Origin of the sequence: Streptomyces avermitilis MA-4680 = NBRC 14893 (genome assembly GCF_000009765.2) — a bacterium.
Lineage (GTDB): Bacteria > Actinomycetota > Actinomycetes > Streptomycetales > Streptomycetaceae > Streptomyces > Streptomyces avermitilis.
On record NC_003155.5, the window covers coordinates 5034662 to 5061297 of the forward strand.

The following is a 26636-nucleotide window of genomic DNA, read 5'->3' on the forward strand; positions in this document are numbered from 1 at the left end:
GGCCCTTCCGGGGGAGTTCCTGGATCCGGTCAGGACGACCCCTTCGGGTCCCGAGAAGGCTTTCCACCGGCCGCGAGTTCGAACTCCGCGCGAGGATGTTCGAGCGAACCGAGGGAGACGATCTCCCTCTTGAAGAGCCCCGCCAGGGTCCATTCGGCGAGCACCCGGGCCTTGCGGTTGAAGGTGGGCACCCTGCTCAGGTGGTACGCGCGGTGCATGAACCAGGCGGGGTAGCCCTTCAGCTTGCGCCCGTAGATGTGCGCGACGCCCTTGTGCAGCCCCAGGGAGGCCACCGAGCCGACGTATTTGTGCGCGTACGTCTCCAGCTCCTCGCCGCGCAGCGCATGGGCGATGTTGTCGCCGAGGAGCTTGGCCTGGCGCACCGCGTGCTGGGCGTTGGGGGCGGTCTCCTTGCCGGGTTCCTTGGCGGTGAGGTCGGGGACGGCGGCGGCGTCTCCCGCGGCCCACGCGTGCGTGGCGCCGTCCACGGTCAGCTGGGGGGTGCACTTCAGGCGCCCGTGCTCGTTCAACGGCAGGTCGGTGGCGGCGAGGATCGGGTGCGGTTTCACGCCGGCCGTCCAGACGACCGTGCGGTTCGGGAAGCGGGACCCGTCACTCAGTACGGCGATCCGGTCGGCGCACGATTCGAGGCGGGTCTCCATGCGTACGTCGATGTTGCGCCGGCGCAGCTCGGTGACCGCGTACTTGCCCATCTCCTCGCCGACCTCGGGGAGGATGCGGTTCGTGGCCTCCACGAGGATCCACTTCATGTCGTCGCGCTTGACGTTGTGGTAGTAGCGCGCGGCGAAGCGGGCCATGTCCTCCAGTTCGCCGAGCGCCTCCACACCGGCGTAACCGCCTCCTACGAAGACGAAGGTCAGGGCGGCGTCGCGGATCGCGGGGTCGCGGGTGGAGGAGGCGATGTCCATCTGTTCGATGACGTGGTTGCGCAGGCCGATGGCCTCCTCGACCGTCTTGAAGCCGATGCCGTGGTCGGCGAGGCCGGGGATCGGGAGGGTGCGCGAGACGGAGCCTGGGGCGAGGACGAGTTCGTCGTACGTGATCTGCTCGGTGCGGCCGGTCTCCTGGGTGGCGAGCGTGGCGACGGTGGCGACGCGCTTGGCGTGGTCGATGGACTGTGCCTCGCCGACGAGGAGGCGGCATTCGGTCAGGACCCGGCGCAGGGGGACGACGACATGGCGCGGCGAGATGTTGCCGGCCGTGGCCTCGGGAAGGAACGGCTGATAGGTCATGTACGGATCAGGGGAGACGACCACGATCTCCACGTCGCCCCGCTGGAGTTCCGGTTTGAGCTTCCGTTGCAGGCGCAGAGCCGTGTACAGCCCCACGTAGCCGCCGCCGACGATGAGAATGCGCACAGGTTCCTTCACCATCCCATGACGCACCCGCCACCGGCGTTTGTCCACAGGCCCGGCAATTTGTGTGACGGGGCGCGGGGGCCGCGCAGGGTTGGCCGAATTGCCGGGCTGCGGGGAAGGTGCGCAGGTCAGTGGCCGTGAGCAGGGGGCCATCGAGGGGAACGATCGAGACATAAACGACTCGTACTCCGATCGGGGGGCGCTCTGTGCGGAACCTGCCCCTTCTGAATTGACCCCCTCTCAACTATGTTCGTGTGACGACGGGGTGTAGGGGGATGCACTCGACGGGTCCGCGACGGGCGGCCTCGTTCGTGATCCATCTCGTTCCTTGCGCTCCGGCTTCCAATGGCGGGGAGAGTCTCCGGGGGGAGACGTCATTACCGGGGGAACGCTTATGCACATTCAGGAATCTCATTGGTCTACCGCGTCTGCCGTCGCACCCGGCGGAGTGGTCGGCGCGGCGGCGGGCAACGGACGCGGGGACAGCTCGCGTACGACGCCGCTGCGCGTGGACGCACAGCGCAATCTGGAGCACGTACTGCGCGCGGCGCGCGAAGTCTTCGGCGAGCTGGGATACGGCGCGCCGATGGAGGACGTGGCGCGGCGTGCCCGGGTCGGTGTCGGCACGGTGTACCGGCGCTTCCCGAGCAAGGACGTCCTGGTCCGGCGGATAGCCGAGGAGGAGACCTCCCGGCTGACCGACCAGGCCCGGACGGCGCTCGGCCAGGAGGACGAGCCGTGGTCGGCGCTGTCGCGCTTCCTGCGCACCTCGGTGGCCTCGGGCGCGGGGCGTCTGCTGCCGCCGCAAGTGCTGCGGGTCGGCGTCGCCGACGAGGGCCTCGGCGAGGCCGTCGCGGACGAGGCACGGGTGCCGCAGCAGCGGCCGGCTCCGGACCTGCGGCTCGTGGAGCAGCGTCCGGCGCCGGAGGCGGAGCAGGACGACGTGGGTGCGGCGACGCTGCTCGAGGTCGTCGGGCAGCTCGTGGACCGGGCGCGCGCGGCGGGCGAGCTGCGGGCCGACGTCACCGTGTCGGACGTGCTGCTCGTGATCGCGACGGCGGCACCGTCGCTGCCCGACGCGGCCCATCAGGCGGCCGCCTCGGCCAGGTTGCTGGACATCCTGCTGGAAGGGCTGCGGTCGCGGCCGGTGTGATCGACACAGGTCGGCCGGTCTGTCGGTCGGCCTGTGTGTCGGTCCGCCTGTGTGTCGGTGGGCCAGCCGGTCGGTCGGTCGAGTGTTCGGTTGACCTGTTGGTCGGTTGGCCGGCCGGATCGTGGGGCAGCCGGTATGCCTGTCTCCTGGGCGTGGGCGCCGCACCGCCCACGTGCGGGGGATGCGCGTCGGCTTCCCCCGATCGAGTGACCGCCCGTACTCCTCTGCGGCGCCGGAATCCCGGTTCACCTGTCGGTGAGGGTGCCTGCGCGCCGCCTTCCCGCTCTACCCGTCGACGGGATACTCCTCGATCGCCTCGGCCAGGTCCCGTAGGACGTCCTCGGCGGTGAAGGACGTGCCCAGGGTGCGTTCGGACGCGAAGCGGTCGGCCCCCAGGGCCTGGCGGGCGGCGGCCTCGGCCCGGTCGGCCTCGGCGCGCTCCGGCATGGCGCGCGGGTGACCGCCGCGCCAGTGACAGGCGGCGGCCAGCAGCCGGACGGTGCGCGGATGGTCACCCAGCTGGGCGAGGACGCTCGCCGCGATGTCCACGAGCCCCGCCGTCACCGGCTCCGCGCACCGGCCCCGCACGGCCCGGCGCAGGGCGTCGGCCGCCCTCGGCAGACCGCGCTCCGGGCCGGACTCGGCGAGCGTCACGAGGGCGTCCATGCCGTCGAGCGCGGCGACGAAATGCGGCGGCGGTGTACCGCGCAAGGTCTCCGCCCGCGCCTCCTCCCACCACACGCGCGCGTGGGCCGTCTCCCCCGCGTCCAGCGCGATCTGCGCGCGCAGCAGCCGGACGTATGCGCGGGAGTCCGTCACCCCGTAGCGGTCGGCGGCGTCGCTCGCTTCCTCCAGCGCGGTCAGCGCCCCGGCCCGGTCCCCGTCGCGGAACGCGATCTCGGAGAGCCGGGCGATGAGGAACGGTGTCTCCGCGTACGCGCCCACCTCGTAGGCGAGCCGCAGCGCCTCCTCGTACTCGCTCTTCGCGTCCCCGAAGAGGCCGCGCGCCATATCCGTCTCGCCGGCCGCGCTGCACACCTGGGCACGCATCCAGCGGTCGCCGACCCGGCGGCTGAGCGTCCGCAGCTCCGCCAGGTCGCCGTCGATGCCGTGCAGTCCGCCGGGGGAGTCGACGACTATGTGCGTACGGAGCATCAAGGTCACGCCGATCTCCCAGTCGCCGCCGTACGCACGGCAGTTGGCGACCACCGCGTCCAGCTGGGGCCGCATGTCCACGTGAGGTGGCCTGTCCTCCACCGCGCCTATGTAGTACTCGGTCAGCGGCCAGACCAGGCCTGGCAGGGTCGCCGCGTCCGGGCCGCCCTTCGCGAAGGCGGACCGCACCCGGGCGACGTACGCCCGCGACCGCTCGTCCTGCATGGCGCCCACCGGCTGCGACTCGGAGAGCAGAAACAGTTGCAGCAGACGGAGCTTCATCCGCGTTCGGTGCAGCGGGTGGTCCTCCTCGGCGTCGGCGAGGTACGCGGCGACCGGATCTATCGTGGCCAGTTCGTCAAAAACGTCGGCGGTCGCGGGAGCGGTGCAGGGGTGCGACCTCCCGTTCACCGCCTCGGGGTCCGGGTTCGCCGCCGACGCGTCCAGGGCCACGCCCAGACGCAGCACGTGGTCCACCCACTCCGCGCCCTCGCGACAGTAGTTGCGCAGCCACCAGAACCAGCCCATGGCCAGGGCGAGGGCACTGCTCTGCTCCTCGTCGCCGGAGACCACCGCGTGGTACAGGGCCGCCCTGATGTTGTCGAGCTCCGTCTCCAGGCGCCGGATCCACGGGAGTTGCCCGGCGGAGCGCAACAGGGGTTCGGCCTCCTCGACGAGGGCGCGGGCCCACGCGCGATGGCGGCGCTCGGCGGCGGCGCGCAGCTCGGGAGCCTCGGCGGCGCGCTCGGTGGCGTACTCGTGGATCGTCTCCAGCATCCGGTACCGCATGCCGTCGCCGTCGTCCGCGCCGTACGGGGTCGCGACGATCAGGGACTTGTCGACGAGCGCCCCGACGAGATCGGCCGTCGGCCCCGTGCACACCGCCTCCGCCGCCGCGAGGTCCCAGCCGCCCGCGAACACCGACACCTCGCGCAGCACCGTCCGCTCCCGCTCGTCGAGCAGGTCCCAGGACCAGTCGACGACGGCGCGCAGGGTCTGCTGGCGGGGCAGCACGGTGCGGCTGCCGGAGGTGAGCAGCCGAAAGCGGTCGTCGAGGCGGCCGGCGATCTGCCGGGGCGTCAGCATCCGCAGCCGGGCGGCCGCCAGTTCGATCGCGAGGGGCAGTCCGTCGAGCCGCCGGCAGATCTCGTCCACGGCGTCGGACTCACGCAGGACGGTCTCCGGATCGGGGCGGACGGCTGCCGCGCGCTCCATGAACAGACGGCGCGCGGGATCCGGCGGCAGCGGCTCGACGGGCCGCACCGACTCGCCCGGCACACCCAAAGGTTCGCGGCTGGTGGCCAGGATCGTGAGCCCTGGGCAGTGCGTCAGCAGGGTCTCCGCGAGTTCGGCCGCGGCGTCGATCACATGTTCGCAGTTGTCAAGGATCAGGAGCTGCTCGCGCGGAGCGCAGTACTCGACGAGCAGGGCGACCGGATCGTCGAGCGGGGACGCCATCTCGCTGCCGATCAGGACGGTCTCGCGCAGGCCGAGGGCACTGACCACCGCGCCGGGCACCGCCTCCGGCCGGTCGAGCGGGGCGAGCTCGGCCAGCCACGCCTGCGGCAGCCCGGCGGCGGCTTCCTCGGCGAGACGGGTCTTTCCTGAGCCGCCCGGTCCGGTGAGGGTGACGAGGCGGGCCCTGTGCATATCGGAACGGATCGCGGCGAGTTCGGGTTCCCGCCCGACGAAGGAATTCAGCCGGGGACGGAGGTTGCCGGTGCGCTCCGCCGCCCGTTGCGCACGGATCCCCCCGGCCGGTGCGGCGGCGCGGGAGGCGCCGGCAGGCGTCTCCGGGGACAGCAACTCCGCGTGCAGGGCCTTGAGCTCCGGACCGGGATCGGTGCCCAGGTCCTCCGACAGGGCACGGCGTACGTTCTCGTACGCGGCCAGCGCGTCCGCGCCACGGCCCGTGTCGCGCAGGGCGCGGACGAGGAGGGCGTGGAGCGGTTCGTCGTACGGGTGTGCCGTGGTCAGTTCCTTCAGCTCCGGCAGGGCGTCCTCGGCGCGGCCCAGGCGCAGTTCGGCCTCCACGCGCGCGCGGGTCGCGTCCAGCCGGAGGGCCTCGGGGCGGGCGGCGGCGGTGCGGTCGGGGAGGTCCGCGAAGGCGGGACCGTGCCACAGGGCGAGGGCCTCGCCCAGGTCGCGTGCGGCGGCCCCCGCGTCGCCGCGCTCGAGGGCTGCCCTGCCGCGCTTGACCAGGTCCTCGAAGCGGAAGAGGTCGACGCTGTCGCGGGCGGTGGCAAGCCGGTAGCCGCCGGGTTCGGAGACGACCGCGTCCCTGCCTATGGCTCGGCGGAGCCGGCCGACGAGGGCCTGGAGGGCCGCCGGCGCGTCGAGCGGCGGTTCCTCCGACCAGACCTCGTCGATCAGGGTCTGCGGGGCGCTCGTGCGGTCGGGGCGCAGGGCCAGCGCCGTGAGCAGCGCACGGACCCGGGGGCCGCCGATGGGTACCAGGGCCCCCTGGTCGTCCTGAGCCTGGGTGACGCCCAGGATTCCGTACCGCACGCACCTATTCTCTCCGGGGCGCACGGCGGGGGCACCGGGTTTCGCACCGCGCGCTGCGGCGCCCCCCCGGCCCCCACTGCTGAAGCGGCTGCCGAGACGGCCCGCAGCCGAGTACGGACGCAAGGGGCCGTGTCGCGGTGCCCGCCCCCGGCCCCCGACGCACCGCGGCTCAAGAAGACGCCGCCCCCAACGCCCGTCCCTGCGGCGCGATCCCCGCCGGCACCGCCCGCTGCCGCGCCGGCGTCCCCGTCCAGCACGTCCCCCGCCGCGCCAGCAACCGCCGCAGCCACAACTCCAGCGAAACCAGGTCCGCCAGCCCGTCCAACGGCACCGGCTCGCCCTGCGCCGCCGCCCGCACCGCCTTGCGCACCACCCGCGCCTCGACCAGCCCCGCCTCCGCCAGCAACGGCGTGTCGAACAGCGCGACGAGAGAATCCACAGCGACCCGCAACCCCGTCCGCGCCGCAACCGCCGACGACGCGTGCGAGGGCGCACCCCAGCCCGGCGGCAGATCCGCCACCCCGGCGCCCTCCAGGACCGTACGCAAGATCGCCGCTCGCGCCCCCGGCTGCACCCGCAGCGCCTCGGGAAGCGCCCGGCACGCGCGTACGACCTGGTTGTCCAGGAACGGCGCGTGCAGCCGCTGGAAGCGGATCTCCGCGGCCTGCTCCAGCACCCGCAGATCCGCCGCATGCCTGGTCAGCGCCGCCCGTGCGCGGAAGTCGCCCGGCCGCTGCCCCGGCCCGACCCCCGGCCGCCCGGTGGCCCCCTGGAGGCGAACCGATACTTCAGCGAGGGCCTCACCGGTCAGCCACCGCGCCGCCGGCCCCGGTCTGGCCCAGGTGAGCGCGGCCAGCGACGCGCCCACCGCACCGCCCGGCTCCTCGAACCGCCGCCGCATCAGCCGGTCGGCCAGCCCGTCCACCCCGGTCCGGTACGGCGTGCGTGCCAGCTTCCGCGCCGCGCCGTACACGCGCGCGGGGACCATCACCGAGCCGTCCGCCTTCGCGAGCGCCGCCACCGGGCGTACGAGATGGCGCCGCTTGCGGTCCATCAGGAGATCCGCGAGCCGCGCCGGGTGCGCGTCCAGGACCTGCCGGGCGCCGTACCCGGTGAAGTGGTCCGCGCTGCCGGAGGCGAGCCGCGCGCGGTGCCGTGCCGCCGTCACCAGGGACGGGCCGGGCTCGTCCGTCAGCGGGCCGTCCAGGTCGGCGTACGGGAGCATCTCCTCGCCGCCGGCGACCACCACGTGGTGCAGCCGGGGGTTCGCGGCCAGGGTCCCCGCGCGCTCCAGTTCGGCCTCCCGCCCGCCGACGGCAAGGTCGTTGAAGGTGACGGCCAGCAGCCGCTCCCCCGCGCCCGTGCCGTGCCCGAGCACCGTCCCCGGCCTGCCCGGCAGCCCCGCCGCGAGCAGCACCAGCGTCCCCGACGCCGGTCCCCCGGAGAGGTCCGCGCCGATGCCGGGCACCGGCATGCCCCGGGCCGCGCGCCGCTCCGCGGGCCCCATCCCCGGGACGGGTCCGGGGTCCACGTCCGGTACGTGCCTCGGCGCGGCCAGACGCGCGCGTACCGCGTCGATGAGGGCGTCGCGTACGGCGTCGACCGCGCGCCCCGGGTCGGCCGGGGGCGCGGCCACGGCGAGGGAGGCGACCGGCTCGTAGCCGGCGATCTCCCGCGCTCCCGCGCGCAGGATCAGCGCATGCCCCGGCGGAATACGTCGCACGCCGTCGTAAGGGGTGGAGTCGTGGACGGCCGCCGGGACGTCGGGGGCCGCGAGCAGGGCCGCCAGGTGCCCGAAGTCCAGGTTCGCCTCGATGAGGTCGGCGAGGGGGAGCGCGGCGGTCGCATACGCCGTGCCGCCCGCCCAGGGGGTGTAGAACACCGGCCTGGCGCCCGCCAGATCGCCGCAGACGGTCACCCGGCGGCCCACCTGGACCACGGCCGTGTAGCTGCCGGACCAGTTGGTCAGATGGCGAAGCGCGCCTCCCCTGGCGGCGAACAGACCGACCCGCAGCTCTTCGTCGGAAGCCCCGCACGTACCGAGGACCGCGATCCGGATCTGCGCGTCGGCCTTCACGACGCGGACCTCGTCGGGGCGCCAGTCGCCGACCGCCCACAGCGGATCGGGGTCGCCCCACAGGAGTTGGGAGCCCACCGGGTGCACGGTCTCGCCGTCGCTTCCGGTCGATCCCGCAGAGCCGATCTCAGGGGCCCTGGCGGTGGTACTGCTCCACCCCACCAACCACCGCATCGTCGCCTCCACAGGCTGTGGACAACCAGTGCACCGTACGAACTCGGCACCATGCTGCCACGAAGAATGCGTGCGGGAGGGGCTCCGCCACCGCTTCCACACACGGGAACGCACCGTCTTGAGGATGCCCGCAAACAGCTGAACGCACCCGTCGGGCAGGCCAGTCGGGGTGAAACAGCGACGCGAATGCGCCCCCGATGCACTCCCCAAAAACACCTAACGCGCCCTCAAGTAGCGTGGTAGAGGCGGTAATCGCCCTCAAAGGGCACCGTCGAAAATCAGCCAAATCGACCGGTCGCCGCCACGGCCGAGCACGCTCCGTACAGGCTCTGCGCACCGTATGCACAACGCACAGTCCGGGAGGCGGAGTTCGCCTCCCGGACCGGTCCGCCGCCCGCGGGGATGTAGGCGGCGGTGTCCCCCAGCCCACTGGATCCAGTACAGCGGGCCGACCCACGCAGGTCCATGGAACCGCTCCCGCGATGGCCGGAGAAGAGCGCACGGACAGGCGCACAGCCACACAGCGGGAGCACGCCGCAACACTCCGTACTGTCGTGCGGACCACAATCCCGCCATCCGGAAGTACAGCCCTTAACGCTTGGGATCGGGCGAACTACGCTGGGTTTACGAATGCCGCATGGTTATGCCAGCGCGGCAGCCGTCTGTGTCGAGGGGTGGCGCATGTCCAGGGAGCAACGCGGGCCGAACGAAAAACTCGGCGCCGTTCTCGCCCTCGCGGGAATCAGCAACGCAGGACTCGCTCGTCGCGTCAACGATCTTGGCGCTCAACGCGGGTTGACTCTTCGCTACGACAAGACGTCCGTGGCGCGCTGGGTGTCGAAGGGAATGGTGCCCCAGGGCGCCGCCCCGCACCTCATCGCCGCGGCCATCGGCCAGAAGCTCGGCCGCCCGGTGCCGCTCCACGAGATCGGACTGGCGGACGCGGATCCCGCACCGGAAGTGGGTCTCGCCTTCCCCCGGGACGTCGGCCAGGCGGTGCGCTCGGCGACGGAGCTGTACCGGCTCGACCTCGCCGGACGCCGGGCCGGCGCCGGCGGCATCTGGCAGTCGCTCGCCGGATCGTTCGCGGTGAGCGCATACGCAACTCCCGCTTCACGGTGGCTGATAACCCCGGCCGACAGTTCGGTGGCGCGCGAGGCGAACCCTGGTGAGGAGGCCGGAGCACCGCTGAAAGTCGGCCACAGCGATGTGCAGAAGCTCCGTGAGGCGGCGGAGGACGCCAGGCGCTGGGACTCCAAGTACGGAGGCGGCGACTGGCGTTCGTCCATGGTGCCGGAATGCCTGCGGGTGGAGGCGGCACCGCTGCTGCTCGGCGCGTACTCGGACGAAGTCGGCAGGGCCCTCTTCGGAGCGAGCGCCGAGCTGACCCGCCTCGCGGGCTGGATGGCCTTCGACACGGGCCAGCAGGAGGCCGCTCAGCGGTACTACATCCAGGCCTTACGTCTCGCCCGCGCGGCGGCGGACGTGCCCCTCGGGGGGTACGTCCTCGCGTCGATGTCGCTCCAGGCGACCTACCGCGGCTTCGGCGACGAGGGCGTCGACCTCGCCCAGGCCGCCCTGGAGCGCAACCGCGGCCTGGCCACCTCCCGCACCATGAGCTTCTTCCGTCTCGTCGAGGCACGCGCCCACGCGCGCGCGGGTGACGCCCAGGCGGCCGGTGGCGCCCTGAAGGCGGCCGAGGGCTGGTTGGAGCGGGCCCGCGACGGGGACAACGATCCCTCCTGGCTCGGCTTCTACTCGTACGACCGTTTCGCGGCCGACGCGGCGGAGTGCTACCGCGATCTCAAGGCGCCGCGCCAGGTCCGCCGCTTCACCGAGCAGGCCCTGTCGAAGCCGACGGAGGAGTTCGTACGCTCCCACGGCCTGCGCCTGGTCGTGTCCGCGGTCGCCGAGCTGGAGTCGGGCAACCTGGACGCGGCATGCGAGCAGGGCGTACGGGCGGTGGAGGTCGCCGGGCGCATCTCCTCGGCCCGCACCACCGAGTACGTGAAGGACCTGCTGCACCGGCTGGAGCCGTACGGCGACGAACCGCGCGTGGTGGAGCTGCGGGAGCGCGCACGGCCGCTGCTGATGGCTCCGGCCTGAGAGCCCGGGCCGGCGCGGGCCGCACGTCCGCGCCGGACCCCGGCTCGCACCGTTCCCGGGTGCCCGACGTGACCGCGTGACCTGCTCGGCCCTCCGGGCGCCTCCACCAGGGTTTGAGGGCATTGTCAGTGGCGCAGTGCACTATCGAAGCCGGGAGGTGGAGCAGGTGGTGCAGAAGATCGCTTACGACTGCGATGTGCTGGTGATCGGTGGCGGGATCGTCGGCCTGTCGACGGCGTATGCGATCACGCGTGCCGCGCCGGGCACGCGGGTGACGGTGCTGGAGAAGGAGCAGGGCCCGGCCCGGCACCAGACGGGGCGCAACAGCGGGGTCGTCCACAGCGGGATCTACTACCGGCCGGGCTCCCTGAAGGCGCGGTACGCGGTGCGGGGCGCCGCCGAGATGGTGAAGTTCTGCACGGAGTACGGCATCGACCACGCGGTCACCGGCAAGCTGATCGTCGCGACGGAGCGGGCCGAGCTGCCCCGCCTGCACGCACTCGTGCAGCGCGGCCGGGAGAACGGGATTCCGGTGCGAGAGCTGGGCCCGGCCCAGATCGCGGAGTACGAGCCGGAGGTCCGCGGCCTCGCGGCCATACATGTGGGCACCACCGGGATCTGCGACTTCGTCGCGGTGGCCCGGCAGCTCGCGGAGTCGTCCGGCGCCGAGATCCGCTACGGGGCGAACGTCCTGCGCATCGACCGGCGCCCCTCGCTCGGGGTCGCCGTCCGCACGGGTGACGGAGCGGTCGTCCGCGCGCGCGTGCTGGTCAACTGCGCGGGACTGCACTGCGACGAGGTGGCCCGGCTCACCGGGGACGACCCCGGGATGCGGATCGTGCCCTTCCGGGGCGAGTACTACACGCTGGCACGCCCCGAGCTGGTGCACGGGCTGGTCTATCCGGTGCCGGATCCGGCGTTCCCGTTCCTCGGGGTGCACCTCACCCGCGGCATCGACCGCAGCGTGCACATCGGCCCCAACGCGGTACCGGCGCTGGCCCGCGAGGGATACGGCTGGGGGACAGTGCGGCCACGGGAGCTGGGCGCGACGCTGGCGTGGCCGGGCTCGTGGCGGATAGCGCGGCAGCACTGGCGGTACGGCGCCGGGGAGCTGCGGCGGTCGGTGTCGAAGGGAGCCTTCACCCAGGCGGTACGGCGACTGCTGCCGGCGGTGACGGAGGACGACCTGCGACCGGCGGCGGCGGGCGTACGGGCCCAGGCGGTGCTGCGGGACGGGACGCTGGTGGACGACTTCCTGATCCGGGAGGGGGCACGGGCGGTGCACGTACTGAACGCGCCTTCGCCCGCGGCGACGGCGTCGCTGCCGATCGGGCGGGAGGTGGCGCGGCGAGCGCTGGCGGCGCTGGCCGACACCTGAAAGCCGCGCCCTGCTCGGGGGTCGGCGTCGGGATCGGGGTCGGCGTCGGGGTCGGGGTCGGCGCGGGCGTCAGGGTGGCCGCCGCCGGTCACCGCTTGAAGGTCGCCCCGAGCCAGCGTCGAGGTGCCCCTCCGACCAGCCCCCGAAAATCCCCCAGGTCCGGCACCGGCACCGGCATCGCCAAAAGGGCCCCTGCCCCGCGCATCCCGAACCGAGCACCCCTGATGCCGCGCATCCTGAACCTTGATACCGCGCATCCCTGATGCCACCTCCCGAATCCCGCCCGGGATACCGCCTCCCGGATACCGCCCGCTCCGGGACGGGCCTCGCCCCCCGGCGGCAGCCGTCCCCGGTGGCAGCCGTCCCCGGCTGGGACAGCCCGTAAAATCGACCTCACTGTGTCTGACTCTCTCCACACCCCCGAAGAGCCCCGGCCCGGCCCCGGTGAGCAGCTCGCGCACGCCCACGACGGCTCGCTCCGTCACACCCGTGCCAAAGGCGAGCCCCGTTTCCCCGACGGGCCGAAGGCCGATCCCGCCGGATCGCACTTCGAGCGCCGGATCCGGAGTTTCCAGCCCCGGCGGAGCCGGGTGACGGCCGGGCAGGCCGACGCCCTGCAACGGCTGTGGCCCAAGTGGGGCCTGGACATCGACGGACACGCCCTCGACCTCACCGAGCTGTTCGGGAACACCCACCCCGTCGTGCTGGAGATCGGCTTCGGCATGGGCGAGGCCACCGCGCGGATGGCCGCCGAGGACCCGGACACCGGAATCCTCGCCGTCGACGTGCACACCCCCGGCCAGGGCAATCTGCTCAACCTCGCCGACCAGCACGGCCTGACCAACATCCGCGTGGCCAACGGGGACGCGATCATCCTGCTCCGCGAGATGCTCCCGCCCGACTCGCTCGACGGCCTGCGCGTCTACTTCCCCGACCCCTGGCCCAAGAAGCGGCATCACAAGCGCCGCCTGATCCAGCCGGAGTTCCTCACCCTCGCCGCGACCCGTCTGAGGCCCGGCGCGCTCGTGCACTGCGCGACCGACTGGGAGCCGTACGCCGAGCAGATGCTCGACGTCCTCACCGCGCACCCCGACTTCGAGAACACGCAGCCCACCGGCGGTTACGCGCCACGTCCAGGCTTCCGCCCGCTGACCCGTTTCGAGGGCCAGGGACTGGACAAGGGTCATGTCGTGAACGATCTGCTGTTCCGGCGCGTACAGCCCAGGGATCAGCACCGAGACCTGCCCCCGTCGGCGACCGAGGCCGACTGAACCAACCGCAGTCGGCGCCAGGCACCGTCGCGGGCAGCGCCCATCCCTCGTTAGGGTCGATGCCGTGGCCACCTGTCCCCCCTATCCGACGCACCCCACCGGCCCCGCCGGAGGTGTGCTGCGACGGCACACCCACTGGTGGCAACGGAGATGGGTGCGGTACGGGGCCCTGGTCACCCTCCTCGCGCTCTCCGGCCTCGTCATCCTGGCGCTCGTACGACAGCAGACGGGCACCGAGGGCTTCCTGGTGGGCCTGGGCCTCGCGGTCCTGCCGGTCCCGCTGCTCATAGCCGCGTTCCGCTGGCTGGACCGGGTGGAGCCCGGCCCCTGGCGCAACCTCCTCTTCGCCTTCGCCTGGGGTGCCTGCGCCGCCGCGCTCATAGCGATCGTCGCCAACAGCTTCGCGACGAGATGGATAGCGACCGCGACCGCCGACCCGACCAGCGCCGACACCCTCGGCGCGACCGTCATAGCGCCCGTCGTCGAGGAGTCCGCGAAGGCGGCGGCCGTACTGCTGGTCTTCCTGTTCCGCAGGCGGGACTTCACCGGGATCGTCGACGGGGTGGTGATAGCCGGGGTCACGGCCACCGGCTTCGCGTTCACCGAGAACATCCTCTACCTCGGCACCGCCTTCGGCACGGACCAGCTGAGCGGCGAGCGCGGCCTCGCCTCGGTGACCGCGGCGACGTTCTTCGTACGCGTCGTGATGTCCCCCTTCGCGCATCCCCTGTTCACCGTGCTCACCGGCATCGGTTTCGGCATCGCCGCGCTGTCGGCGGAGCGCCAGCATCTGCGCCGGGTGCTGGTCCCGCTCGCGGGACTGCTGCTCGCGATGGGCATGCACTCCGTCTGGAACGGCTCGTCCTCGTTCGGGGAATACGGTTTCTTCGCGGTGTACGCGTCCTTCATGGTGCCCGCGTTCGCGTTGCTGACCTGGCTGGTCATCTGGACGCGGCAGCGGGAGCTGCGGACGGTGCGCGAGGAGCTGCCGGCGTACGCGGCCGCCGGCTGGCTGTCCCTGCCGGAGCCGTTCCTCCTCAGCTCCATGCGGGCACGGCGGCTCGCCAGGGAGCACGCCGGGCACCACTTCGGGAAGGCCGCGGCCAGGTCCGTGGCGGAGTACGAGGCGTACGCGACGTCGCTGGCGTTTCTGCGGCACCGGGCGCACCGCGGTCGCGCGGAGGCGAATTTCGCCGTACGGGAGCGGGAGTTGCTCCACGAGCTGTGGAGCCGGCGGGGGGTGGCGCGGCCCGCGCTGGCGTATGCGGGGCGGGCGATGACGCCGGTGGCGGTGCAGCCGCCCTGGCCGGTCTACGGGTACACGGCGCGGTATGGGCAGCAGTCCCGCTACGGGCATCCGGGGTACGGGCAGCCGCCGTACGGAGCGGCGGCGCCGTATCCCGCGTACAACCCGTATCGGGTGTAGCGGGTACGGCACCGCCGAGGCGCGCCGGTGGGCCGTGTCTCAGGCGGAAGCCTGCGTCAGCTTCGACAGCTCCGCGTCCGTCAGGGTCAGCTCGCCCACCGCGAGCAGGGCGGGCAGCTGGTCCACCGTGCGGGCCGAGGCGATCGGGGCCGCCACCGTCGGCTGGGCCGCCAGCCAGGCCAGGGCCACCGTGGCGGCCTCCGCGCCACGCGCCCCGGCGATCTCGTCCAGGGCCGCCAGGACGCGCACGCCCCGCTCCGTCCCGAGGTGCTTGCCCGCGCCCTCCGCGCGGGCGGAGTCGACCTTCGTGCCCGGGCGGTACTTGCCCGTCAGGAAGCCGGAGGCGAGGGCGTAGTACGGGACGGCCGCGAGGCCGTTGCGGGAGGCGACGTCCTGGAGCTGGCCCTCGTACGTGTCGCGCGAGACCAGGTTGTAGTGCGGCTGGAGGGCGACGTACCGCGCCAGGCCCTCGCGGTCGGAGAACTCCAGGGACTCCTGGAGCCGCTCGGGGGAGATGTTGGAGGCCGCGATCGCGCGGACCTTGCCCTCGCGCACCAGCCCGTCGAGCGCGGTGATGATCTCCTCCACCGGCACCGACGGGTCGTCGTAGTGCGTGTAGTAGAGGTCGATGTAGTCCGTGTCCAGGCGGCGCAAAGAAGCCTCCGCCGCCGCCTTGATGTTGGCCGCGGCCAGCCCCTTGAACCGCGGGTGCGCGCCGACCTTCGTGGCGAGGACGACCTCGGAGCGGTTGCCGCGCGCGGCGAACCACCTGCCGATGATCGTCTCCGACTCACCGCCCTCGTTGCCGGGCACCCACGCCGAGTAGGCGTCGGCGGTGTCCACGAAGTTGCCGCCCCCGGCCGTGTACGCGTCCAGCACGGCGAAGGACTGCGCCTCGTCGGCGGTCCAGCCGAAGACGTTGCCCCCGAGGGAGAGCGGGAAGACCTCGAGGTCGGACGGGCCGAGCTTGCGAAGAGAAGTCATGCTCGATATCAACGACCGTGATGGAGCCACGTATTCCGGCCATCCGGCCGAAACGCCCGGCCGCCGAAGGGCCCGCTGAGGCATCCGGCCGAGCGCCCGTCTCCCGGTCACCCGGACTCCCGGACTCCCGGACTCCCGATGGTGGTGCCCTACGGGTTGAGCCCCTTGCTCTGGAGCCAGGCCGTCGGGTCGATCCCGGTGGCGTTGCCGCCGGGGTGCACCTCCAGGTGCAGATGCGGCCCGGTCACGTTGCCGGTCGCGCCCACGCGCCCGATGACGTCGCCCGTGGCCACCTTCTGCCCCACGCTGGCGCTGATCGAGGACTGGTGGCAGAACCACAGCTCGGTGCCGTCGTCGAGGGTGAGGATGGTGCGGTAGCCGTACGAGCCGGCCCAGCCCGCCTCCGTGATGGTGCCGCTGTGGATCGCCTTGATGAGCGTGCCGGTGGGAGCGGCGAAGTCGAGGCCGGTGTGGTAGCCGGAGGACCACATGGAGCCGGAGTCACCGAAGCGCGAGGTCAGCGTGTACGAGGAGGTCGGCAGCGAGTAGCTCTTGGCGAGCTGGGTCAGCCGCGCGGCCTCCTTCTCCGCCTCGATCTCGTCCTCCGCCTTCTTCTTCGCGGCGGCTTCCTTGGCCTTGGCGTCGTCCTGTGCCTTGGCGGCGGCGTCGGCGGCCTTCTTGGCGGCGGCGGTCTCGGCGGCGCGTGCGGCCGCCTGGTCGACCTGGTCCTGCTGCGACTCGGCCTGCTGGATGATGCGGGCGCGCAGGGCCTCACCGGCGTCCGCGCTGCCCGCGACCGTGTCGGCGGTGGTCAGGCCCGCGCTGGTGAGCGGGGTGGACGAGCCCTTGGGGGTGCTGGATTCGGCGCCTACGAAGGCCTTGGCCGATTCGGTGACCGACGACAGGTCGGGCATCGATATGGAGACGGGCGGCTTGCCGGTCTGCGCGGTGGCCATGCCGCCCGCGCCGACGGCGGCGATGACGCCGACGCCCAGAACGGTGGAGCTGCGCGCGAGTCCGCCGCCGCGCTGCTTGGCGACGCGGTGCCGGCCGCGCACGGGGCGAATGGACTCCGCGGTGGGATTCCACTCCTCCCAGGGGCCCTCGTCACCCCGGAAACCGAAGGTCTCCGACTCGTACGACTTCTCACTCGGTGCGAACGAGGTTTGCTGGGCAGGCCGGTTGGACGCCACGTGGGCGCGCTCCTTTCCTTCCTTCTGGCCTACCGGGTTAGCTGACGGGTTCGGAGCAGGAAGGTCTCCTACGCGCGTATACCTGCCGTGTTGCCACGGCGGCATCCGCGTGATTCACCCCAAGTTGATGGTTCCCCGGTTCCCTTGCAGGATTCGGCACACGCGCACGGAGCCATCTCTGGTGACGGCTGGGACAACCGCGCTGCGTTATCGAACGTTAATAGACACGGGCGTGGTATTCCAAGCGCTTCTTACTGATCGTTAACTACTTTTGGCCTGGACTTACGGGTCATGACCGGTGAAAAACGGGCGAGTTGATCGCACCTCAGGAACCCCACAGGTTTTGACGGTGCGTCAGCCGCTCCGCGGAGCGACACCCTTCGCTCACACCTGGTGACAATGAGCGAGAACGCCGTACGGATGCCGGGGCAAACGGCGTCGTACGGATGCCGGGGTACACGACTGAGGGCCGGAATCCATTGGATTCCGGCCCTCGGCCTTCAGTAGCGGGGACAGGATTTGAACCTGCGACCTCTGGGTTATGAGCCCAGCGAGCTACCGAGCTGCTCCACCCCGCGTCGTTGAAACCAGTGTACGCCATCCGCGGGACAGGAAGCACACGGGTTCACGCCCACGGGCCTTCACCACTGGTTTCCCTTGGGCGACCGCCGATCCCGGCCGGGGGCGGGGTCAGCCGAGCAGGTGCCGATTGGGTGCCGTCGCCCTGGCCTCGTACTCCGGAAGGACGACCACATCCGCCCCCTCCGCCACAAGAACCCCGCTCCCGTCCGCCGCCGCCACGAACGTGTCCGGCTCGCGCCACGCCGTGACGACCCGGCGTACGCCCGCGTCGAGGATCAGGCGGGCGCAGGGCCGCGGCCGTGAGGTCCGGCGGGCGCACGGCTCCAGGCTGCTGTAGACCGTGGCGCCGGCCAGCCGGGGATCCTCGGCGTCGAGCTTCGCCAGCGCGGCCTCCTCCGCGTGGACCACCGGGTCGCCGCCCTCCCGGGAGTGGCCGCGCGCCAGCTCCGTACCGTCGGCCGCGACGATCACCGCCCCCACGCTGAACGCGGTCCGGGACGGCGGACACCGGTCCGCCAGTTCGCAGGCGAGCGCCAGCCAGTGCCGGTCGGCGGCGGTGGCGAGCCTCCCGGTGCCCGGTGCCGTGGGGACGTACCGCATGAGGACGACGTCCCCCACCGGCCGTGTCTCCACGAGCCGCATCCGGCCGGGCGGATACCCGCCGGACCCGAACATCCGCGGCGCCTGCGCCTGTCCGACGAACAGCGGCGCGACGGCGAGCTGGAGTTCGTCCGCGAGCCCCTGCTGGAGCAGCTGCGTGTGGACGCGGCCGCCGCCCTCGACCATCAGCCGCCGTACGCCCTTCACCCTCCCCAGGTGGTCGAGGACCGCCCGCCACTCCAGTTCGGCACCCACGGCGACCACATCGGCGGCGATCCCCAGCTCGCGCAGCCGCTCCGCGCCCTTGTCCGTCGTGTACACGGCCTTCTCGCCGCCGGTGTGCCAGAACTGCGCGTCCGGGTCCAGGTCACCGGACGCGGTGACCGTCACCTTCAGCGGATACTCCGGGAGCCCCTCGGCGACCCGGGCCGCGCGCCGCTCCGCCGAGTTCACCAGCAGCCGTGGGTTGTCGGTGCGCAGGGTGCCGGCACCGACCAGGATCGCGTCGCTGGCCGCCCGCACCTCGTCGACCCGGTCGAAGTCGGCCGGCCCGGACAGCAGCAGCCGGTCGGGGCCGGTGTCGTCCAGGAATCCGTCGAGGGAGACAGCGGCGGACAACAGGACGTAGGGGTGGGGCATGTGTGTGCTCTCCATACGGTTCAAGTTTTAAACAATAACTACACTGACGGCATGACGACCCGCTGGCTCACCCCCGAGGAACAACGCGCCTGGCGCGCCTACCTCGCCGCCTCGTCGCTCCTGGAGGACGCGATCGACCGGCAGCTCCAGCAGGAGGCCGGCCTGCCGCACCTCTATTACTCCATCCTGGCCAACCTCTCCGAGGCACCCGACCGCCGTCTGCGCATGACCGACCTCGCCGAGAAGCTGAAGATCACCCGCAGTCGGCTGACGTACGCGGTGACCCGTCTGGAGAAGGACGGCTCCGTATGCCGCGAGGGCTGCCCCTCGGACCGGCGGGGCAGCATCGCGGCGCTGACGGACGCGGGAATGGCCGTCCTGGAGCGTACGGCGCCGGGCCACGTCGAGACGGTCGCCGCCTCGGTCTTCGACCACCTCACTCCGGAGCAGGTGGAACAGCTGGAGACGATCTGTGCGGCCATCGCGCGGACGATCCAGGGGGACGAGCGGCGGCCGGCGTGCGACGAGCTGCCGTGGCGGCGGCGTTCATAGACGGCGCAACCGCTCCCCCCGTTCTCCCCCATCGAGCGTTCTTCCCAATCGGGCGTTCTTCCCAATCGGGCGTTCTTCCCAATCGGGCGTTCTTCCCAATCGGGCGTTCTTCCCAATCGGGCGTTCTTCCCAATCGGGCGTTCTTCCCAATCGGGTTGCTTGAACTTTTAAGCACGAGCTAGAGTCTCGGTCCCACGATGTGCTTCAAATCTGAAGCACGATGGGGCGCGCACCCACCTCACGCACAACCCGTCGGCGCCCCCGTACACCAGCCACCCGCCCGACCGAGAAAGCCGACCGACATGCGTGATCTTCCGAGCGCCACCGTGCGCACCCGCGTCACCGTCCCGCTGCGTTTCGGCGACGGCTACACGGTCACCGGCGAACTGGTGACCTTCCACGGCCTGGCCGACGGCCAGGAACACGTGGCCGTCGTACTCGGCGAGCCCGGCCCGAACCCATTGGTGCGACTGCACTCCGAATGCCTGACCGGAGACGTCTTCGGCTCGGCCCGCTGCGACTGCGGCCCGCAGCTGCGCGAGGCGGTGGAGCGGATAGCCGACCGCGGCGGTGTCCTGCTCTACCTCCGCCAGGAAGGCCGGGGCATCGGCCTCTACAACAAGCTCGACGCGTACGCCCTCCAGGACCAGGGCCTGGACACGTACGAGGCGAACGCGGCCCTCGGCCTGCCCGAGGACGGCCGCGACTACACGGCGGCCGCGCAGATGCTCGGCGCCCTCGGCATCGACGCCCTCGACCTGCTCTCCAACAACCCCGACAAGGCGGGCCAACTGCGCGACCTGGGCCTCACGGTCACCGACCGCGTCCCGACGGGCGTCTTCACCACCGCCCAGAACGTCCGCTATCTGCGCGCCAAGGTCGTCCACACCCAGCACACACTGCCGCTGACGGAACTGACGGAGCTCACCGAGCGCGCGGAGCGGGCCGGACTGGCGAAGCTCACCGAACGGACGGGCCTGACGGAGATGACGGAACTGACGGCAGGCTGAGCACACGTGCTGCGGGCAGCCTGCCGGTAAGCGCTTGAGCCGGCGTCACTCACGTGCCGAGCCGCGGAACACCCGTCCGCGCCTCACCCGTTGATCCTTCGGCAGGCTCAGCAGTACCGCCGTTCGGCCCTGGAATAACCGGAGCTGAAGCCATCGCCGTAGCCACGGGTGTAGTCATCGTTGCTGAAGCTCTGGTGACTGTTCCTGTTCCGGTGGCAGTTGTCCCTGGCGTCGCCCCAGCCGTCCCGGAAGCCGTCCCGGTAGCCCTCCCTGTAGTCGTTTCGGTTGGAAGGGGCTGTGGACGCACTCGCGTGGGTCTCGCTCGGCGCGGCCGCCGAAGCCTGCTGGAGGCCGATCGGGGCAAAAGCGAGGACGAGGGCCGAGCTCAGGACGACGGGTCGCTTCCAAAGGCTGGCGTTCATGACCGTTCCCCTTAGCCACATAGGTCACATACAGGTGATTTCCACTCTAATCACCCAGATGGACCTTGCAACTTGCGGTACGTCAGGAGCCCATGCACCCCATGGATGCCCCGCCCGGCCATCAGGCCGACCGCTCCTCGCGGCCGGCCAACGGTCACCCAGCCCCGAAAAACCTGAAGCCCCCACCTCAGATTGCCTCTGAGCTGGGGGCTTCGCGGTAGACCCTGTGGGACTCGAACCCACAACCAATGGATTAAAAGTCCACTGCTCTGCCAATTGAGCTAAGGGTCCACACAGCGGCTCGCGCCGATGCATCCCCGAGCATAGCCCGCCGCGGCCGGGACTCCGATCGGGTATCGGTGACCCGGCCGCGCCGATGACCGGAACGGGCGGAGGTCAAAGACCAAAACGGGCGGGGAGAGTTGCGAGGAGCGTTACGGATCGACCGGTTCCGGCGCCCCCGCGCGCGCCGTCTCCCGGGCGATGGTCCGTTCGTGCTCGGGGTTGAGGAACCAGTGCCGGGCCGACGCCACCCACCACGCCGCGGCGAAGCCCAGCACGACGAGCACCGCCACCGGTGCGTAGTTGAAGGTCTCCCAGGTGACCGGCGAGACCTGCGGCAGCATGAACAGGACCGTGATCACCCCGACCCAGATCACCGAGACGATCCCGATCAGCCGGGACCAGCGGCCCAGGTGCCAGGGCCCCCGTTCGAACGCCGCCCCCTTGCGCAGCCGCAGCAGCGTCGGGATGACGTACGCGACATAGAGCCCGATGACGGCGATCGACGTCACGGCCGCGTAGGCCGTGTAGTTGATCAGATACGGCAGACCCAGCACCAGGGCCGAGAGCGCGGCCAGCCACACCGCCGCGACCGGTGTCCGGGTCCGCGGGCTCACCGTGTGCCAGACGTGCGAGAGGGGCAGCGCCCCGTCACGCGAAAAGGCGTAGATCATACGGCTGTTGGCGGTCACGGACGCCATCCCGCAGAACAGCTGCGCGCCGATCACCACGAGCAGCAGCAGCTTCCCGGCCGTCGCCCCGAGCGCGTCGAGGAGGATCTGGGCGGGCGGGGCACCCGTCGGCGAGTTCAGCTCCTTGTCGTAGGACTGGATGGCGAAGGTGAAGCCGAGCAGCAGCACGAACCCCGCGATCCACGACGTCCAGATCGACTGCACGATGCCCTTCGGGCCCGCCGTCGCCGCGTCCCGGGTCTCCTCCGTCATGTGCGCGGAGGCGTCGTACCCGGTGAAGGTGTACTGCGCCATGAGCAGGCCGATGAGAACGACGTACGGCCCGCTGCCCCATCCGGTGTTGTCGACGAACTCGGTGAACACGAAGGACGCCGACTGGTGGTGGTCGGGCACGAAGGCGAGTGCGCCCACGATGACTCCGACGCCCAGGACGTGCCACCACACGCTGACACTGTTGAGGAGGGCGACGATCCGGACCCCGAAGGTGTTCAGCAGCCCGTGCAGCACCAGGATCCCGGCGAACAGCAGGATCGTCCGGCCCGGGGTGACCTCGAAGTCGAACTGGAGGTTCAGGTAGGCGCCGAGGAACGACGCGGCGCCGAAGTCGATGCCGGCGGTCACCGCGACCTGCCCGAGCACGTTGAACCAGCCCGTGAACCAGGCCCAGGCCGCCGCGTTCTTGGCCGGCGCGAGCCGGTGCGCCCAGAAGTACAGGCCGGCGGAGGTCGGATAGGCCGAACAGATCTCGGCCATGGACAGGCCGACGAACAGCGTCATCAGTCCGACCGCGACCCACCCCCAGGTGATCACGGCGGGACCGCCGGTGTTCATGCCGAACAGATACAGCGTCAGACAGCCCGACAGGACCGAGATGATCGTGAAGGAGACCGCGTAGTTGGAGAACGCCGACATGCGGCGGGCGAGAACCTGCGTGTAGCCGAGCTGGGCAAGCCGTTCTTCGTCCGACAGCCCACTCGCCATGGCGTCATCTGTCATGCCCCCAGCGATTCCCTCGTCGGGGGCATGACATGCGCCAACCGATTGGCCAAAAAGGGTCCTTACGCCCGGTCGGCCCGTGGCGATCTTCCCGCGCGACGACCCCGTATTTCCCGTGCGAGGTCCCCTGGACGCGTTTCCCGCGCGACGCCCCCGTGGGCGAAAACCGACGTGGCCCCCACCCGAACCGGGTGGGGGCCACGTCGCTTCACTGCTTCAGCCGGCGTCAGCCGTTGCGCTTCCAGCGCGGCTTGTCGTCGCGGCGGCCGAAGGAACCGGTGCTGGTTCCCGTGCCGGTGGTGCCACGGTGGTCGTCACGACGGGCGTACGGACGGTCGTGGCTGCCGGAGCGGGCACCGCTGGAGGGGCGGTTGTCCTGACGGTCACGGTTGAAGGGACGGTCGCTGCCACGGTGGCCGCCACGCTCGTCACGACGCTCGAAGGTACGGCCGCCGCGGTCGTTGTCCCGACGGAACCCACCACGGTCGTTGTCACGACGCTCGAAGGAACGGCCGCCACGGTCGTCACGGCCGGCGCCGCCGCGGTCGTCACGGCGGTCGCGGTTGAAGCCACCCCGGTCGTCACGGCCGGCACCACCGCGGTCGTCACGACGCTCGAAGGAACGGCCACCGCGGTCGTCACGGCGGTCGCGGTTGAAGCCACCACGGTCGTCACGGTTGAAGCCACCGCGGTCGTCACGACGCTCGAAAGAACGGCCACCACGGTCATCGCGACGGTCGTCACGACGGAACCCACCACGGTCGTTGTCACGACGGTCGCGGTTGAAGCCGCCCCGGTCGTCACGACGCTCGAAGGAACGGCCACCGCGGTCGTCACGGCGCTCGTAGTTGCCCCGCTCGTCACGACGCTGACGCGACTGCTCGTACGCGGGACGCTCGGCGGGCTGCTCGGAGACCGGGGCCTCGGCCGGAGCCTGGGCCACGACGGCCTGCTCGGCGACGGCCTCGGCGGCCGCGGCGACGGCCGCCTCCGGGTCCTCGCCCCGCTCGCGCGCGGCACGGGCGACCAGACGGTCGGCCTCACCGCGCAGCTCGGCCGCACGACGCTGCGCGCGCTCCAGCTCCTTCGTGAGCTGCGTGACCTCACGCTCGGCCTGCTGGGCGGCGTCGCCCGCGGACTGGGCCTGGACCTCGGTCATCGAGCGGGCGCCGGTGATCTCGGCGACCTCGGGCTCGAAGGCCGTACCGGAGTTGATGATGTGACGCGCGGCGTCGACGCCCGCGTCCTCCATCAGCCGGAAGATCTGGCGGCGCTGGTGCGGCAGGGACAGCGACACGACGGTGCCGGAGCGGCCCGCGCGAGCGGTACGGCCGGAGCGGTGCAGGTAGTCCTTGTGGTCGCCGGCCGGGTCCACGTTCAGGACCAGGTCGATGCCGTCGACGTGGATACCGCGGGCGGCGACATCGGTCGCGACGAGCGCGTTGACGTAGCCGTCCTTGAAGTCGGCCAGCGTCCGCGTCCGCGCGCCCTGGGTCATGCCGCCGTGCAGCGCGTCGGCCTTCACACCGGCGTCGCGCAGCTGCTCGGCGATACGGTCGGCGCCGAGCTGCGTACGGACGAAGATGATCGTGCGGCCCTTGCGGGAGGCGATCGCGGCGGTGACCGGCGCCTTGTCCTTGGGCTTCACGACGAGGATGTGGTGCGACATCGTCGTGACGTTGCCCTGGGCGCTGTCGACCTCGTGCGTGACCGGGTTGGTCAGGTAGCGCTTGACCAGCGTGGAGATCTCGTTCTCCATGGTGGCCGAGAACAGCATGCGCTGACCGCCGGCCGGGATCTGGTCGAACAGTTCGGTGACCTCGGGCAGGAAGCCCAGGTCGGACATCTGGTCGGCCTCGTCGAGGACGGCGACCTCGACGTTCGCGAGCGAGCAGGCACCGCGGTTGATGATGTCGCGCAGTCGGCCCGGGGTGGCGACGAGGACGTCGACGCCGCGCTCCAGGGCGTAGATCTGGTTGCCCATCGACGTACCGCCGCAGACGACCTTCATCTTCAGGCCGAGGACGTCGCCGTACGGCTGAAGCGCGTCCGCGACCTGCATCGCGAGCTCACGGGTCGGGGTGAGGATGACGGCGCGCGGCTTCTTCTTGTCGGTGTGGCCGCCGGCGAGTCGCGCCAGGGTCGGCAGACCGAAGGAGAGGGTCTTGCCGGAGCCGGTGCGGCCGCGGCCGAGGATGTCCTTGCCGGCCAGGGCGTCCGGGATGGTCGCCGCCTGGATCGGGAAGGGGGCGGTCACACCGTTCTGCGCGAGCTTGCGGACGACGCCCTCGGGCAGGCCCAGGTCGCCGAAGGTGAGCTCGGGAGCGGACTCCACGGTCTCAACGATCTCGACGGTCTCGATGGCCTGGACGCCCTCGTTGGTGTCGCCCTCGTTGTTCTCGGGCACGACGATGTGATCAGTACTGGAAACAGACATGCGAAATGCGAACCTTCCGGAGTTCTTCGGCACGCGCCCAAACTCCGTGAAGTCGCAAACGACCGCCTCTATGCGGTCCGGCCACGGCAAGGGAGAGTACGCGCCACGCGGCGCTCTCTGCGTTGGCGCCGGGCAAATGGGATCAAACGATCTACCACCATACGCACCCTCCCCCTCCGGAGGCAAACCGGTCACGAAAGTGCAGGTGGGGACGGGTGCGCAACCTGCGCGGAGGCCAGGAACCGACACGCGGAGGGCACCACGCCCTTGCGAACGGACACCGGCACGCCCACCCGCAACGAGGACACCCCACACGGGCCGACCGACGCAAGGGGCCGTGTTTCCCACCACACCGTCCCACCGTCACCCGCTGTCCCCCACCGCCCCCGTCGTCACGCACGTCACACACGCCACGCACGCAAACGCCTCCGGCACCAGCTCCCGCTCCCGCTCCCGCTCCACCGACTACGTGCTCTGCTCATGTGCCGACGACGACGGCTCCGCCGTGGTCGGATCGGGAGACGACGGCTCCGCGCTCGGCGTCGGCTCCTCCGTCGTATGCGTAGGACTCGGCTCCCCCTTCGAGGGCTCAGGCTGCTCGCCCCCGCCCGCCGGACCCCCCGCCCCGCCCGTGCCGCCCTTGCCGTCCTTCGACGTGGCCTTGGCGGACGGCTTCGCCCGCCCGGATGCCGACGCGTCCGGCGAAGCCGAACCCGACACGGACTTCCCCGGCTTGGGCGACCCGCCGTGCGCGCCCCGCCCCCCGGGAAACCCGCCATGTCCACCGCTGCCCGCCGCCCTCCCGTCCGGCGCCTCACCACCGTGCCGTCCCGCCGAGTGCGACGCCCCGGGCTTGGCCCCGTCGTCCCCCACGCTCATGCAGCCGGCGGCCGCAACGATGGCCATGACCGTGGCAACCAGACGAACAGGTACGTACAAGGCGCGCACGGGCAGCCACCTCCGACGGCGGGATCGAGAAGTCCCCCTGCCCAACTCCCAGCGCCCACAAGAAGACACGCGCGCCCTACGACCCGACGGCACCGGCGAAGCCACCCGCACCCGGGAAGCGGACGCACCCGACCGCGCCTACACCCGTACCCGCACCCGACGCAGGAAGCCGGGCCGCACCCGCACCCGCCCAGGACGCGGGAAGCCGAACCTCACCCGTACCCCAGCGCATGCAGCCGCTCGTCGTCGATCCCGAAGTGATGGGCGATCTCGTGCACCACCGTCACCTCGGTCTCCGCGACCACGTCCTCCCGCGTCTCGCACATCCGCAGCGTCGGCCCCCGGTAGATCGTGATCCGGTCCGGCAGCACCCCCGCGTACCACTCCCCGCGCTCCGTCAGCGGAGTCCCCTCGTACAGCCCGAGCAGCTGGGGGTCGGACGGGTCGGGCTCGTCCTCGACGAACACCGCCACGTTGTCCATCAGCCGCGTCAGCTCCGGCGGGATCCGGTCCAGCGCCTCGGCAACCAGTTCCTCGAACTCCTCGCGCGTCATCTCCAGCACACGGCCATTGTCAGGTACGACACCCCGCAACGGCGGCCGGAACCGGCACCCACGGCGGCGCACCCGTGGCGACACCGCATATCCGCCCCGGTACGTGGGCAGACGGGAC

General features: G+C 71.6%; 17 protein-coding genes, 2 tRNA genes and 1 riboswitch. Of the genes, 7 read left to right on the forward strand and 12 right to left on the reverse strand.

The window, feature by feature from the left end:
- Positions 1-29 precede the first annotated feature (29 nt).
- Positions 30-1394: an NAD(P)/FAD-dependent oxidoreductase gene (locus SAVERM_RS21195; RefSeq protein WP_037647602.1), complete on the reverse strand. Its 1365-nt coding sequence runs from the start codon at positions 1392-1394 to the stop codon at positions 30-32.
- 379 nt (positions 1395-1773) lie between these two features.
- On the opposite strand from SAVERM_RS21195, the gene SAVERM_RS21200 reads away from it, so the two are divergent.
- Positions 1774-2532, forward strand: a complete 759-nt coding sequence (locus SAVERM_RS21200; RefSeq protein WP_010985539.1) for a TetR/AcrR family transcriptional regulator — start codon at positions 1774-1776, stop codon at positions 2530-2532.
- 285 nt (positions 2533-2817) lie between these two features.
- Here SAVERM_RS21200 and SAVERM_RS21205 read toward each other — a convergent pair whose 3' ends face one another.
- On the reverse strand, positions 2818-6195 hold the full coding sequence (locus SAVERM_RS21205) for an AfsR/SARP family transcriptional regulator (protein ID WP_037647604.1): 3378 nt from the start codon (positions 6193-6195) through the stop codon (positions 2818-2820).
- Between the two features lie 169 nt (positions 6196-6364).
- Positions 6365-8446, reverse strand: coding sequence for an asparagine synthase-related protein (locus SAVERM_RS21210; protein WP_037647606.1), 2082 nt, complete (start codon positions 8444-8446; stop codon positions 6365-6367).
- Positions 8447-9127: 681 nt separating this feature from the next.
- Between SAVERM_RS21210 and SAVERM_RS21215 the strand changes: the two genes are divergently transcribed.
- From SAVERM_RS21215 to SAVERM_RS21230, 4 genes are all read left to right on the forward strand, one after another.
- Positions 9128-10552 carry an NsdA family TPR-like regulatory protein gene (locus tag SAVERM_RS21215; RefSeq protein WP_010985542.1) on the forward strand — a complete coding sequence of 475 codons (1425 nt, stop codon included), beginning with the start codon at positions 9128-9130 and terminating at the stop codon, positions 10550-10552.
- 169 nt (positions 10553-10721) lie between these two features.
- On the forward strand, positions 10722-11930 hold the full coding sequence (gene lhgO / locus SAVERM_RS21220) for an L-2-hydroxyglutarate oxidase (protein WP_242432197.1): 1209 nt from the start codon (positions 10722-10724) through the stop codon (positions 11928-11930).
- A gap of 398 nt (positions 11931-12328) precedes the next feature.
- Entirely contained in the window at positions 12329-13201 is an 873-nt protein-coding gene (gene trmB, locus SAVERM_RS21225; RefSeq protein WP_010985544.1) for a tRNA (guanosine(46)-N7)-methyltransferase TrmB, read from the forward strand.
- Positions 13202-13265: 64 nt separating this feature from the next.
- A complete protein-coding gene (locus SAVERM_RS21230) occupies positions 13266-14627 on the forward strand; it encodes a PrsW family intramembrane metalloprotease (RefSeq protein ID WP_010985545.1) in 1362 nt (453 codons plus the stop codon).
- Positions 14628-14666: 39 nt separating this feature from the next.
- Here the strand turns inward: SAVERM_RS21230 and SAVERM_RS21235 are convergent, their stop codons facing one another.
- From SAVERM_RS21235 to SAVERM_RS21250, 4 genes are all read right to left on the reverse strand, one after another.
- Positions 14667-15611 carry an aldo/keto reductase gene (locus SAVERM_RS21235; protein ID WP_010985546.1) on the reverse strand — a complete coding sequence of 315 codons (945 nt, stop codon included), beginning with the start codon at positions 15609-15611 and terminating at the stop codon, positions 14667-14669.
- Positions 15612-15760: 149 nt separating this feature from the next.
- The gene (locus SAVERM_RS21240) at positions 15761-16804 is read right to left on the reverse strand and encodes a M23 family metallopeptidase (protein WP_010985547.1); all 1044 of its coding nucleotides are present in this window, start codon (positions 16802-16804) and stop codon (positions 15761-15763) included.
- 11 nt (positions 16805-16815) lie between these two features.
- Positions 16816-16973: riboswitch (cyclic di-AMP (ydaO/yuaA leader) on the reverse strand.
- Between the two features lie 335 nt (positions 16974-17308).
- Positions 17309-17382, reverse strand: a tRNA-Met gene (locus SAVERM_RS21245).
- 112 nt (positions 17383-17494) lie between these two features.
- A complete protein-coding gene (locus tag SAVERM_RS21250; RefSeq protein ID WP_010985548.1) occupies positions 17495-18625 on the reverse strand; it encodes a dihydrofolate reductase family protein in 1131 nt (376 codons plus the stop codon).
- Positions 18626-18676: 51 nt separating this feature from the next.
- Between SAVERM_RS21250 and SAVERM_RS21255 the strand changes: the two genes are divergently transcribed.
- On the forward strand, positions 18677-19177 hold the full coding sequence (locus SAVERM_RS21255) for a MarR family winged helix-turn-helix transcriptional regulator (protein WP_010985549.1): 501 nt from the start codon (positions 18677-18679) through the stop codon (positions 19175-19177).
- Between the two features lie 302 nt (positions 19178-19479).
- Complete coding sequence (locus tag SAVERM_RS21260) at positions 19480-20187, forward strand: GTP cyclohydrolase II (RefSeq protein ID WP_010985550.1); 708 nt, start codon at positions 19480-19482, stop codon at positions 20185-20187.
- 107 nt (positions 20188-20294) lie between these two features.
- On the opposite strand, the gene SAVERM_RS21265 is transcribed toward SAVERM_RS21260, so the two are convergent.
- The 5 genes from SAVERM_RS21265 to SAVERM_RS21285 form a co-directional block, all read right to left on the reverse strand.
- On the reverse strand, positions 20295-20609 hold the full coding sequence (locus tag SAVERM_RS21265; RefSeq protein WP_037647610.1) for a hypothetical protein: 315 nt from the start codon (positions 20607-20609) through the stop codon (positions 20295-20297).
- Between the two features lie 218 nt (positions 20610-20827).
- Positions 20828-20900 (reverse strand) — tRNA-Lys (locus tag SAVERM_RS21270).
- 143 nt (positions 20901-21043) lie between these two features.
- Complete coding sequence (locus SAVERM_RS21275; protein WP_010985551.1) at positions 21044-22579, reverse strand: amino acid permease; 1536 nt, start codon at positions 22577-22579, stop codon at positions 21044-21046.
- Positions 22580-22805: 226 nt separating this feature from the next.
- Positions 22806-25016: a DEAD/DEAH box helicase gene (locus tag SAVERM_RS21280; RefSeq protein WP_037647613.1), complete on the reverse strand. Its 2211-nt coding sequence runs from the start codon at positions 25014-25016 to the stop codon at positions 22806-22808.
- Between the two features lie 1160 nt (positions 25017-26176).
- A complete protein-coding gene (locus tag SAVERM_RS21285; RefSeq protein WP_010985554.1) occupies positions 26177-26527 on the reverse strand; it encodes a metallopeptidase family protein in 351 nt (116 codons plus the stop codon).
- Between the last annotated feature and the right edge of the window lie 109 nt (positions 26528-26636).

Coding starts and splice junctions, on each gene's coding strand:
- SAVERM_RS21210 (WP_037647606.1), bottom strand. CDS start 8,446: ATGCGGTGGTTGGTGGGGTGGAGCAGTACCACCGCCAGGGCCCCTGAG.
- SAVERM_RS21200 (WP_010985539.1), top strand. CDS start 1,774: ATGCACATTCAGGAATCTCATTGGTCTACCGCGTCTGCCGTCGCACCC.
- SAVERM_RS21255 (WP_010985549.1), top strand. CDS start 18,677: ATGACGACCCGCTGGCTCACCCCCGAGGAACAACGCGCCTGGCGCGCC.
- SAVERM_RS21235 (WP_010985546.1), bottom strand. CDS start 15,611: ATGACTTCTCTTCGCAAGCTCGGCCCGTCCGACCTCGAGGTCTTCCCG.
- SAVERM_RS21260 (WP_010985550.1), top strand. CDS start 19,480: ATGCGTGATCTTCCGAGCGCCACCGTGCGCACCCGCGTCACCGTCCCG.
- SAVERM_RS21195 (WP_037647602.1), bottom strand. CDS start 1,394: ATGGTGAAGGAACCTGTGCGCATTCTCATCGTCGGCGGCGGCTACGTG.
- SAVERM_RS21275 (WP_010985551.1), bottom strand. CDS start 22,579: ATGACAGATGACGCCATGGCGAGTGGGCTGTCGGACGAAGAACGGCTT.
- SAVERM_RS21265 (WP_037647610.1), bottom strand. CDS start 20,609: ATGAACGCCAGCCTTTGGAAGCGACCCGTCGTCCTGAGCTCGGCCCTC.
- SAVERM_RS21250 (WP_010985548.1), bottom strand. CDS start 18,625: ATGCCCCACCCCTACGTCCTGTTGTCCGCCGCTGTCTCCCTCGACGGA.
- SAVERM_RS21280 (WP_037647613.1), bottom strand. CDS start 25,016: ATGTCTGTTTCCAGTACTGATCACATCGTCGTGCCCGAGAACAACGAG.
- SAVERM_RS21215 (WP_010985542.1), top strand. CDS start 9,128: ATGTCCAGGGAGCAACGCGGGCCGAACGAAAAACTCGGCGCCGTTCTC.